The 11,289-nt window shown below is 53.8% G+C and carries 12 protein-coding genes, 1 rRNA gene and 2 riboswitches; of the genes, 6 read left to right on the forward strand and 7 right to left on the reverse strand.

From position 1 onward, the window contains the following. Positions 1-18 precede the first annotated feature (18 nt). The 6 genes from purS to WMW72_RS23930 form a co-directional block, all read right to left on the reverse strand. Entirely contained in the window at positions 19-267 is a 249-nt protein-coding gene (purS, locus tag WMW72_RS23905) for a phosphoribosylformylglycinamidine synthase subunit PurS (RefSeq protein WP_341418089.1), read from the reverse strand. A gap of 26 nt (positions 268-293) precedes the next feature. Next, positions 294-1,187 (reverse strand): phosphoribosylaminoimidazolesuccinocarboxamide synthase, encoded by an 894-nt coding sequence (locus WMW72_RS23910; protein ID WP_341418090.1) that lies wholly within the window; start codon positions 1,185-1,187, stop codon positions 294-296. Positions 1,188-1,218: 31 nt separating this feature from the next. Then, entirely contained in the window at positions 1,219-2,514 is a 1,296-nt protein-coding gene (purB, locus tag WMW72_RS23915; RefSeq protein ID WP_341418091.1) for an adenylosuccinate lyase, read from the reverse strand. Between the two features lie 45 nt (positions 2,515-2,559). Then, positions 2,560-3,762, reverse strand: a complete 1,203-nt coding sequence (purK, locus tag WMW72_RS23920; RefSeq protein ID WP_341418092.1) for a 5-(carboxyamino)imidazole ribonucleotide synthase — start codon at positions 3,760-3,762, stop codon at positions 2,560-2,562. Then, positions 3,759-4,244, reverse strand: a complete 486-nt coding sequence (gene purE, locus WMW72_RS23925; protein ID WP_341418093.1) for a 5-(carboxyamino)imidazole ribonucleotide mutase — start codon at positions 4,242-4,244, stop codon at positions 3,759-3,761. Before purE ends, purK begins: the two co-directional genes overlap by 4 nt. A gap of 171 nt (positions 4,245-4,415) precedes the next feature. Further along, a riboswitch (purine riboswitch) is annotated at positions 4,416-4,517 on the reverse strand. 130 nt (positions 4,518-4,647) lie between these two features. Next, positions 4,648-5,343 (reverse strand): DUF6483 family protein, encoded by a 696-nt coding sequence (locus WMW72_RS23930; RefSeq protein WP_341418094.1) that lies wholly within the window; start codon positions 5,341-5,343, stop codon positions 4,648-4,650. Positions 5,344-5,491: 148 nt separating this feature from the next. After that, positions 5,492-5,655: riboswitch (cyclic di-AMP (ydaO/yuaA leader) on the forward strand. Positions 5,656-5,657: 2 nt separating this feature from the next. Between WMW72_RS23930 and WMW72_RS23935 the strand changes: the two genes are divergently transcribed. The 6 genes from WMW72_RS23935 to WMW72_RS23960 all read left to right on the forward strand — a co-directional run bounded on the left by WMW72_RS23935 (position 5,658) and on the right by WMW72_RS23960 (position 11,032). Continuing rightward, positions 5,658-6,491 (forward strand): stalk domain-containing protein, encoded by an 834-nt coding sequence (locus tag WMW72_RS23935; RefSeq protein WP_341418095.1) that lies wholly within the window; start codon positions 5,658-5,660, stop codon positions 6,489-6,491. A gap of 189 nt (positions 6,492-6,680) precedes the next feature. Next, positions 6,681-7,382 carry a polysaccharide deacetylase family protein gene (locus WMW72_RS23940; protein ID WP_341418096.1) on the forward strand — a complete coding sequence of 234 codons (702 nt, stop codon included), beginning with the start codon at positions 6,681-6,683 and terminating at the stop codon, positions 7,380-7,382. A 180-nt stretch (positions 7,383-7,562) separates the two neighbouring features. Further along, positions 7,563-8,123, forward strand: a complete 561-nt coding sequence (locus tag WMW72_RS23945) for a DoxX family protein (protein ID WP_341418097.1) — start codon at positions 7,563-7,565, stop codon at positions 8,121-8,123. Between the two features lie 183 nt (positions 8,124-8,306). Continuing rightward, positions 8,307-9,086 carry an AAA family ATPase gene (locus WMW72_RS23950; protein ID WP_423227590.1) on the forward strand — a complete coding sequence of 260 codons (780 nt, stop codon included), beginning with the start codon at positions 8,307-8,309 and terminating at the stop codon, positions 9,084-9,086. A 300-nt stretch (positions 9,087-9,386) separates the two neighbouring features. After that, a complete protein-coding gene (locus WMW72_RS23955) occupies positions 9,387-9,719 on the forward strand; it encodes a PadR family transcriptional regulator (protein ID WP_341418098.1) in 333 nt (110 codons plus the stop codon). After that, complete coding sequence (locus tag WMW72_RS23960; protein WP_341418099.1) at positions 9,716-11,032, forward strand: FtsW/RodA/SpoVE family cell cycle protein; 1,317 nt, start codon at positions 9,716-9,718, stop codon at positions 11,030-11,032. The genes WMW72_RS23955 and WMW72_RS23960 overlap by 4 nt, the downstream gene beginning before the upstream one ends. A gap of 130 nt (positions 11,033-11,162) precedes the next feature. Here WMW72_RS23960 and rrf read toward each other — a convergent pair. Continuing rightward, positions 11,163-11,279 (reverse strand): 5S ribosomal RNA (rrf, locus tag WMW72_RS23965). Positions 11,280-11,289 lie beyond the last annotated feature (10 nt).

Genomic DNA, 11,289 nt, shown 5'->3' on the forward strand with positions numbered 1-11,289 from the left:
TCTCGCTCCTCCTTTGGCTTAAGCCTGCACCAATTCAAACCGGTAGTCTTCAATCACAGTGTTCGCCAGCAGCTTCTCACACATCGCCTTCACACGCTCTTCCGCCGCTGCGCGGTCTGCCGTATTCAAGTCAACTTCCAGATATTTGCCGATCCGCACTTGTCCGACCTCGTCGAAGCCCATCGAATGGAGCGCGCCTTGCACGGCCGTTCCTTGTACGTCAAGTACGCTTTGCTTAATCGTTACATACACGGTTGCTTTGAACATTAGGAATGATTCCTCCCGGGAAATGGTTAGTTGGATGTCAAACGGTTATAAATATCGCGATAGCGGCGGCTTGTTTCCTCTACGACCTGTGCAGGCAGAGGGGCCGGCTCGCTGTTCTTGTCCCAATCCGTCGAAGCGAGGTACGTACGTACCGGCTCCTTGTCCATGCCGTCGATCTCGATATCGAGCTCGTACTTGTTCTTATCCCAGAAGCGGGACGAATCCGGCGTGAAAATCTCGTCGATCAGGATGATCTCGCCGTCGATCAGACCGAATTCGAACTTCGTATCGGCCAGGATGATCCCCCGCTCCTCGCACAGGGCGCGGGCGAACTCGTACAGCCTGATGCTCTTCTCCTGCAGTTGCTCGGTCAGCTCGGCGCCGACCAGCTCCTTCATCCGCTCGATGGAGATGTCCTCATCATGGCCGACGTCGTTCTTCGCCGCAGGCGTGAAGATCGGCTCAGGGAAGCGCTCGTTCTTGCGCAGACCTGCGGGCAGCTTATGTCCGTTCACTTCGCCTGTCGCCTGGTACTGGCGCCAGCCGCCGCCGGTGATGTAGCCGCGTACGACACACTCAATGTCGATCCGCTCCGCCTTCTTGGTGACCATGAAGCGGTCCTTCATCACATCTGCATCGGTGATCAGATCTGCAATCCGCTCCACATCGGCGTGAACCACATGGTTTGGCTGAATCGCTGCCGTCTGCTCGAACCAGAACTTGCTGAGCGAGTTCAGCACATCGCCCTTGTAAGGAACCGCCGGGCTAAGCACCCAGTCGAACGCCGAGATGCGGTCGGTAACCGCAATCAGGTAATGCTCGCCGAGATCGTACAGCTCCCGGACCTTGCCTTTATACAGCAGCGGCGCCTTGACATACTCCTGCGCGCTAGATATCGCCTTCGCTTGCTTCTCTCCCATGACCGAGTCGGCCTCCCCTTGGAGCCTGGGCTTAGCTCAAGCCCAGACGTTTGAAAATGGTATCGACATGCTTCAGATGCCAGCTCGGATTGAATGCATCCTCGATCTCATCCGTGCTCAGCGCTTCCGTGATAGCCGGTGTAGCCAGCACGATCTCGCGGAACGAACGCTGCTCCTCCCACGCCTGCATCGCGCGCGGCTGCACCGTATCGTACGCCTGCTCGCGGCTGAAGCCCTTGTCGATCAGCTTCGTCATTACGCGGCCGGAGAACGGTACGCCGTACGTGCTCTGCATGTTGCGCTTCATATTCTCTGGGAACACCGTCAGGTTCTTCACGATATTGCCCAGACGGTTCAGCATGTAGTTGAGCAGAATCGTCGCGTCCGGCAGAATGATCCGCTCCACCGAGGAGTGCGAGATATCGCGCTCATGCCACAGTGTCACGTTCTCATAAGCGGACACCATATGGCCGCGGATGACGCGCGCCAGACCGGAGATGCTTTCGCAGCCGATCGGGTTGCGCTTGTGTGGCATCGCCGACGAGCCCTTCTGCCCCTTGGCGAACGGCTCCTCCACCTCGCGGAATTCACTCTTCTGCAGGCCGCGGATTTCCGTGGCAAACTTATCAAGCGACGTCGCGATCAGTGCCAGCGTCGCCATATATTCCGCATGACGGTCGCGCTGCAGCGTTTGGGTGGAGATTGGCGCAGGCTTCGTACCAAGCTTGCCACAAACATATTCTTCTACAAACGGATCGATGTTGGCATACGTGCCGACCGCGCCCGAGATTTTACCGTACTGCACGCCGTCCGCTGCGAAGCGGAAGCGCTCCAGGTTGCGCTTCATTTCCTCGTACCACAGAGCCATCTTCAAGCCAAAGGTGGTCGGCTCGGCATGAACGCCATGCGTACGTCCCATCATCGGCGTATCCTTGTAAGCGATCGCCTGATTGCGGACGATCTCGACGAAGTTCACAATGTCGCGCTCCAGAATTTCATTGGCCTGCTTGATCAAGTAGCCGAGTGCCGTATCGACGACATCCGTCGAGGTCAGACCGTAATGCACCCATTTCCGCTCCGGTCCGACCTTCTCCGATACGGCACGGGTGAAGGCGATCACGTCATGGCGTGTCTCCTGCTCGATTTCATAGATACGGTCGATATCGAACGCTGCGTTCTTCCGCAGCTCTGCCACATCTTCCTTCGGGATAACGCCGAGCTCTGCCCAAGCTTCACAGGATAAAATTTCGACCTCCAACCAAGCCTTGAATTTATTCTCTTCGGTCCAGATAGCGCCCATCTCGGGTCTTGTATAACGATCGATCATTTGTTTGTCTGCCTCCGTTTGCTTGTCTCTTCGCTTGCAAGCTTGCTATTTATTGTTAGGCTCCCATATCCGGGAAGCCTCTATCCAGCGGAATGCCGCTTCCGGCGTGTCCGCCAGCACATTCACATGGCCCATCTTCCGTCCGTTCTTCGCCTCTGCCTTGCCATACAGATGAATCTTAGCGGTTACGCCCGGCTCCAGGCTTTCCGATTCGGGCTTCACGACCCAGTCGAGCAGCGGCTGCACATGCTCGCCGAGCACGTTGACCATGACGACCGGCTGCATCAGGCTAGGGTCCCCGAGCGGCAGGTTACAGATCGCCCGCACATGCTGCTCGAACTGCGAGGTCCTACACGCTTCCATCGTATAATGTCCCGAGTTATGCGGCCGCGGCGCGAGCTCGTTGACGAATAGCTCACCGTCCGCTGTCAGGAACAGCTCGACAGCGATCAGGCCGACCACATCCAGCCCCTCGGCGATAGCCGCCGCCATCTTCTCGGCGCGCTCGACGACATCCGCAGGCACACGTGCCGGTACGATGGACAAGTGCAGAATGTTGTTCACATGCTCGTTTTCGGCTGCTGGGAACGTCTTGACTTCACCGCGCGGGCTGCGCGCTGCGATGACGGACAGCTCCTTCTCGAAGCGGATGAACTGCTCCAGCACGAGTTCCGTTCCGGCACGGGCCAGCGTCTCGTACGCTTCTGCGATCTCGTCCTCATGACGGATCACCCATTGTCCCTTGCCGTCATAGCCGCCCATCGCCGTCTTCAGTACGCATGGCAGGCCGAAGCGACCTACCGCCTCGCGCAGCTCCTCTACGCTGCCGATCTCCGCGTAAGGCGCTACCTTGACGCCTGCGGCCTCGATGGCCCGCTTCTCCCGCAGCCGGTGCTGGGTCGTGTAGAGCAGCTTGCTGCCCTGCGGCACATACGATTCCTTCATTAGAAGCTCCGTCACGTCCGCATCGACGTTCTCGAACTCATACGTAATGACATCCGACAGCTCTGCCAGCTCCCGTGCCGCCGCCGCATCGTGATAAGGCGCTGTCACCTGGCGGTCGGCTACCTGACCGCAGGGCGAGTCCGGCGTCGGATCGAGTGTGGCAAAGCGGTAGCCCATAGCCCGTCCGGCCAAGGCCAGCATCCGGCCGAGCTGGCCGCCGCCCAGCACACCGATCGTTCCGCCGGGCGCGATCACTTTGGAGGGATCGTAAGCCCTTGCTTCCCGCTGCGTATCCGGTCTCATTCCAGCACGCTCTTCTCTATAACGGTTTGCGCGAGCTTCTCACGGCGCTTCACGAGCTTCTGCTGCAGCTCGGGATCGAAGGCTGCCAGCACCTGAGCGGCGTACAGCCCCGCATTGGTCGCTCCGGCCTGACCGATCGACATCGTGCCCACCGGCACGCCGCCCGGCATCTGTACAATGGAATAGAGTGAATCAAGCCCACTCATTGTAGAAGACTTTACAGGCACGCCAATGACCGGCAGTACCGTCTTCGCCGCAACCATACCCGGCAAATGAGCGGCACCGCCGGCTCCGGCGATAATCAGCTTTAATCCGCGACCGATGGCGGATTCCGCATATTCAAACATCAGATCGGGCGTACGGTGAGCGGATACAACCCGCTTCTCATAGGCGATGCCGAGTTCGTCCAGTATGTCGCACGCATGCTTCATCGTGTCCCAATCGGACTGGCTTCCCATAATGACACCAACTTGCACTGACATGATAACCTCCGTTTGCACCCTTCGATTCCGGGCGGCTGCTTGATGAGCTATATGCTCTATTCATGAAAAAACGCCCTTGAGACAACTGAAGCCAAGTAACGGCCAGCTGTCGGAAGGACGACAAGAAATACCCTTAAGCACAAGTTAAGGCCAAGCACAGAGCGTGCCGACCTCTCATTGACGCTTACTCGTAGTCCAAAAATTTAAGGTTTTCGGGTAGAGACTTTCGGGCCGTATCCCCGACTTTATACGAGACTATTCAACTTATAAATGACCCTGCTTACCAATCTTTTCACTCTCTCAGTTTAGCAGGGATTGACACATCATGTCAACTCTAAAACCCGAACATTCAATATTTATTCCATAAAAATAGTTCGCCTTTAAACCTTGTTATTGGGTAGATTTACCGCTTATTAACAGTCGCATTTTTCATTTCAATGAGTTCTTTTTGACTTTGGGCGACTTCTGGGGCGGATAGCCCTCCCGCCGTCAGCACCGGCTCGCTCAGCAGGGTCCACCGCTCATACATAAGCAAGCCGTTCTCTAGAATGACCAGCCACGAATCAGAGGGCTCGTCTCCGTCTTTCACAGCCAAGCGGTGAAAGAGAGCATCCTCCGCCTTGGATAGCCGGCCTGTTTCTTCATAATAAGGGATAAGCAGCTCCAGCAGCTCAGTGCCCATCGGACTTCTCCCGGCCAGCTCCAGCGCGGCTTCGATCCGCTCGTCGATTTCCTTCAGCATTGCCGAGTCTTCTTCGTCTGCCCTTACCAGCAGAAGCAGCTCCGCCCACCGGATGGATTCACGTGCAGCCTGCTCCCCGTGTTGTTCTTCCTTCAGCATCCGGCCACGGGCGATCATCATGTCGCTCAACGCAAGCGCTTTGCCGATATCCGGCCTGCCTCCCTGGGAGATTAGCTCCAGCAGATCGCGAACCGCCAGCGCCTGCAGCAGTCTAGAGTCGAGTCCGACGAGGCGTTTCATCGCCTGATTGATAATCTCCAGCCGCTCCTGAAGCGCCTGGCCTCGCTTGTTGATGACTTGTCCGATGATTTTGGCCGTCTGTTCGATAAGCCGCATGATATAGTCGCGCTGATACATGACTCTGCCTCCCTGCTTTTCTATAACTTACATTGTACCATTCTGCCGCCACACGGCGGTATTTTTACGGATATCCTCTCAGCTGAAGGAAAAACCTGGCATGGACTGGATGAATTTATGCATTGAACGCTTTAAGCAGGTTATGGTAAAGTCTTAAAAGCCGAATCGAACAGTTTGTTATCTGAACGTACGGGGGACGCATCACATGGGGTGAATAGACGATTCCAGCAGCCATGCCTGCCGAATCGCGCTTAGGGAAAATCCTCTTCCCGAACCCGACAACTAACCTCGGAGGCCCGACAGGAGGGAATCAATTGAATAAGATTTTCAAATGCATCCTGCTGGCAGGTCTGTTCCTGCTGCCCGCGGGAATGACGGCGTCTAAGCCTGCGAATGCCCAGTTTTTCCATCAGGAGACGGACATTAAGGTGCAGGTTAACGATCAGCTCATGCAGTTTGGTGATATTCAGCCGATTGTGGATGCCACTTCCAAGCTTCAAGTTCCTGCTAGAGTCATGGCTGACAAGCTAGGCTATGATCTGCAATGGCAGAAGGTAGGCAACCAGATTGCCATCACCATCGGCAATTCGGAGCAGAAGCTGACCCTAACGACAGGAGAAACTGAGGCCAAGGTGAATGAGCAGCCTGCTTCTCTGGATGCGCCTGCCCGGATCGTAGACGGCCGTGTATACGTTCCTTTCCGTCTGATTGCCGATACGTTCGGCTCCAAGACCCAATGGGATTCGGCCAATCGCATCGCGATTATGTCGACAGACGGCCAGTATCATGCACCGGCCTGGTATCGTCCCCAGGCCATCGCCAAGAGTTACTCCAAAGTCATTGAGGCCAGAGCCTCTGCCTATAGCGCCAGCCCCGCAGAGAACGGCGGGTACACACTCGATTATATGGGCAACCAGCTGCAGCTTGGCACGATCGCCGTAGACCCTTCTGTGATTCCACTCGGATCGAGAGTTTACGTGGAAGGCTACACACATGACGGACTTCCTGCCGGAGGCATGTATGCCGTAGCCAGCGATACCGGTGGAGCGATCAAGGGCAATAAGATCGATATCTTCCTCCCGCAGAGCCGTGAGCAAGTGAAGTCATTCGGGATTCAGCAAGTGAAAGTATATATTCTCGGCTCGTAGCAGCAGCAGTCTTCGGACTGCTGTTTTTGCTATTTTCTTTATAGGCCGCGACTAACCCCCGCTTTTCTCTGGAATACCTTCCACACTCTTATCCTTTTCTTCCATCGGGATTACCCAGCTTTTAGGCCGCATAGCCTCCCGCCTTTTTTCGGACACTATAACTGAATTTACAGCGGAGGAGGCTTGGTCATGATCCGGAAAACAACACTTCTGCTGCTGGCTGGCCTGCTGCTGATTCCCCAATTTCCAGCTGCTGCCGTTCCAAGCCGTGATGAGGTCGTATGGAATGTCCAAACCGATCAGAAGCTGATCGCCTTGACGTTTGACGACGGTCCCAATCCGGTGTACACACCGCAAATTCTGGATCTTCTGCATGCGTATGAGGCCAAGGGGACTTTCTTCGTGTTGGGCAAGCGGGTTCAGATGTATCCGGCCATTGCTATACGTGAGGTCAATGACGGCCACGAAATCGCCAATCATACCTTCGACCATCATTATCTGAAAAACTACCCGCCTGACCGGCTCGTCAATGAAATCAGACAGACGCAGGAAGTTATTTTCGATATCACTGAGCAGATGCCCCACGTCTTTCGCCCACCTGGCGGCTTCTACAATGACCAGCTCCTGGATTCCATGAAGGAAGACAAGCTCACGGTCGTTATGTGGTCATGGTACCAGGATACCAAGGACTGGCGCAAACCGGGAACCAGCAAAATCGTCCAGCAGGTACTTAGCAATGTGCATAACGGCGACATCGTGCTCTTCCACGATCTGGAGGGCGACTGCACGCAAACCGTCGAGGCTCTGAAAATTATCCTGCCTGAATTAAAAGCCCGCGGCTACCAGTTCGTCACCGTATCCGATCTGATCGCACGCACGAGACAGCATTAGCGAAGCCTGAACAGCGGGAGAACTCTTTTTCCTCAGCAAGCCGGCAGCTCATATTCCGGCTTGTTCTCGTTCTTCACCAGGCTATACGAATAAAAGTATATATGATTGTGATTTTTTTCACTTACATAATCAATCCGCAAGCTTATACTAAAATCAGAAAGAACAAAGGAGATGGTTCACATGATGACCTGGCTTAGAGAAAACCGATACGCTGCCGTATTGTTGACCTTCATTCGCTTATATCTCGGGTTTAACTGGATGATTCACGGCTGGGAGAAGCTAACCGGTCCTACCCCGTTCAACGCCGCCGGATTCCTGAAAAATGCGGTCACGAATCCCGTAGCCGATAAAGCGACGAAAGAGCTCATTTATCCGACCTTCACCGCCTTCGTGGAGCACTTCGCTCTACCGAATGCCCAGATCTTCAACACCCTCATCCCGCTGGGCGAGTTTCTGGTCGGTCTTGGCCTGATCCTCGGCGCTTTGACCACGACGGCCATGTTCTTCGGGCTCCTGATGAACTTCATGTTCATGTTTGCCGGTACAGTTAGCACCAACCCTTGGATGATACTCGTCGGCTTCATCATCTTCGCCGCTGGTGCCAATGCAGGCAAATTCGGACTTGATACTTACATCCAGCCTTACCTGAAAAAAATGTTCCGTGCCGCCTTCCATAAGAACGATCACAACGCCAAAGGAAAGCCTCTCGGCGGCAACCCGCTGGAACGCGCCGCTCATTGATCCGCGACTCTGCCGCCCGCCGGCTCAGATCGCTTCAGCCAAGCACCCCTATCCTTGAAGATCAGGATGGGGGTGTTTTCATAACTGGTATCGAACATAAGTTCGTGATATAGTAAGATCATACATGCTTCTGTATGTTATGCTAATACAAGAATCGAACTCACGACGAAAGGACTGTTATCGTTGTCTCCCTCCCTTCGTGACCCTTATATCCGCAGCGTAGAACTGCTTCGTGACCGTATTCCATCTTTCAAGAGCTATCCCTTTCACTTGGACGCTTTGCGGAATTTCTCCACCCTGCAGCTCCATCCGAAGGTTACCTATCTGATCGGTGAGAATGGGACCGGCAAATCCACATTCCTTGAGGCGATCGCTATCGCTTGGGGCTTCAATCCAGAAGGCGGTACGTTGAACTTTACCTTCTCCACACAGGATTCGCATTCGGAGCTGCACCGGTATCTTCGTCTGGTGCGCGGCGTGCACAAGCCTAGAGACGGGTTCTTTTTCCGTGCGGAGACTTATTACAACCTGGCGACGAATATCGACGAGCTGGACCGGGAGCCTGGGGGCGGCGGGCGTATCATCGACTCCTACGGCGGAAAGTCCTTGCATGCCCAATCTCACGGGGAGTCCTTTTTCGCTGCATTCGTTCACCGGTTCGGAGGCAACGGGTTGTATATTCTCGACGAGCCAGAGGCGGCTCTGTCCCCGCTCAAGCAGATGTCCATGCTGGCGCGCATTCATGCCCTCGTGAACAAGAATTCGCAGTTCATTATCTCTACCCACTCGCCGATTCTGATGAGCTATCCCGATGCGGCTCATTACCAGCTATCTCCGGATGGCCTGCAGCAGACGAGCTTGGAGAATACCGACCACTATATCGTAACCAAGCAGTTCTTGACCAATCGAGAACGCATGCTGAAGCATCTGCTGGAGGATTCCACGGCTGGAGACGACGATTAGTCGCTTCTTATTCATTGCCTTCATTGCCAGAAATAAAAGTGATCAGCCCGATTGGCTATACCGCCACGCGGGCTTTTTAGCATGGCATTAACTATAATTGCAAATATTGTTCTTTTTCTCCCCCAGTGTCTGAAATATTGCTATCCTATGTGCTTCCAAGCCTGATCATTTACTAATTGGATGACCCAAATGTACTACCACATATTGACAAGCTGGGGTATTCATCTTATGATTCTATACATAGATTTACGATACATAGATATTCTATGTATAGAATATGTGAAAGGTGGTGCTGCATCCGTGAAGGTCAACAAGGAGCTGCTAAAAGGCACGACAGGTACTCTGATCTTAACCCTCTTGACCGAAAAACCCATGTATGGCTATGAGCTGGTGAAGGAGTTGGAAGCCCGATCCGGCGGCGTATTTAGCTTAAAGGAAGGAACCTTGTATCCCTTGCTGCACATGATGGAGTCGGAACGGCTCGTGGAAGCCTCCTGGCTGGAGGCTGAGGGACGAAAGCGCAAGTATTATCACATCACCGATGCGGGGCGGGGCCATCTCAAGGAGAAAAAGGCAGAGTGGGTTTTCTTCCGCAAAGCGCTCGATCAGGTGCTTGGGGAGGGACATGCATGATCAAAGACCATGAAGATGTACGTGAGTTTCTGAACCGTGTATGCTCGGAAATCCGATCGCGCGAGGCCCATCCACAAATTCGCCTGGAATTGATGAGTCACCTGGAAAGCCTCGCGGAAGAAAAGGAACAAGCGGGCGAAAGCCGCGAGGAAGCGTTGGCCTGGGCCGTCGCCCAGATGGGTGACCCCCGGCTTATCGGCAAGGACTTGCACCGGATTCACCGCCCCAAGCTGGAGTGGGGGCTGCTGACGGCGATACTGGCCTTTGTGGCGCTTGGCCTTATAGCTATGTATGCCTATGATGCGAGTATGCTTGCCAATTCTAAGCAGACCGTCAACTCCCAATTTTTTATTTATAAGGTCGCTATGGCGGGGATCGGTTTGGCCGTGATGGGTGGGTTAACCTTTTTTTCCTATCATAAGTTTCAAGCTTTAACCTGGTGGTTATATGGACTACTTATTATCGGCCTTTGTCTTGTAGCATTGTTCGGCAACCAAGTAAACGGTTCGCGGCAGTATCTCTCGTTCGGTCCATTGTATATCCAGTGGGCCAGTATAAGCCCTTTGCTCTTCGTTGTTGTAGCCGCAGGCTGTTTGCCCAGATGGTACGCTGCGCGCAGCTTTTTTATGGCAAGAAGTTTTGCACTATTTCTTCCGGTGGGTCTTCTGTTATCCATATGCTCGGCTATGCCGGCGTTACTCCTGACAATGGTAGGTTATCTCATCATAATAGGTTCGGTAACCAAGCGTTGGAAGACCTTACTTGTCCTAGTGTCAGCAAGTATACTTGCTATAAGTTCCTTTCTGCTATGGTACGCTCCGTCTCGCCTTCAAGCGTTTCTGTCTCCTGAGAAAGACCCTAACGGTGCTTCCTATGTGTACATGAAGATTGCAGAGCTCCAACGGACTAGCGGATGGTTCGGACAGGGCTTTGGTACCGCACTCCCATCGCTTCCGAATATGTATAGCGAATTTATTTTCACTTTCCTGATTTATTGTTTCGGTTGGCTAGCCGGCATTTTGTTCGCTCTTGCCGCTTTGTATCTGGTCTCCCGATTTCGTCATTCGTTCATCCAGGTCCGGGATCCATTCGGACGGCATCTTGTCCTTGGGTTGTCATCCATCATCGTATTTCAGTTTGCTTACAATCTATTGATGTCCATCGGACTGCTTCCCTATATCGGCCTTTCTTTGCCCTTCGTCAGCTATGGGCTTTACCCTATGTTGTATGAAATGGCCGCTGTAGGTCTGATCTTGAGCATCTACCGCCGCAAAGACCTTATGTCCAGCAGATCAGGCCCGGTCACCTATTAGAAGAAGCAACACAAAATTGGCCCGTCCTCAAGTAAAAAGCAGAGGACGGGCCAGTACCATTATACGAAGAATCTAGAGCAATGAAACAAAAACAGCCCGTACGAATTTAATCATACGGGCTGCTTTCATAGCTTGGCGACGTTCTACTCTCCCAGGACCCTGCGGTCCAAGTACCATCGACGCTGGAAGGCTTAACGTTCGTGTTCGGGATGGGTACGCGTGGTTCCCTTCCGCCATCATCACCAAACCTGTAATTC

The organism is Paenibacillus filicis (assembly GCF_038070315.1).
GTDB classification, from domain to species: Bacteria; Bacillota; Bacilli; order Paenibacillales; family NBRC-103111; genus Paenibacillus_G; species Paenibacillus_G filicis.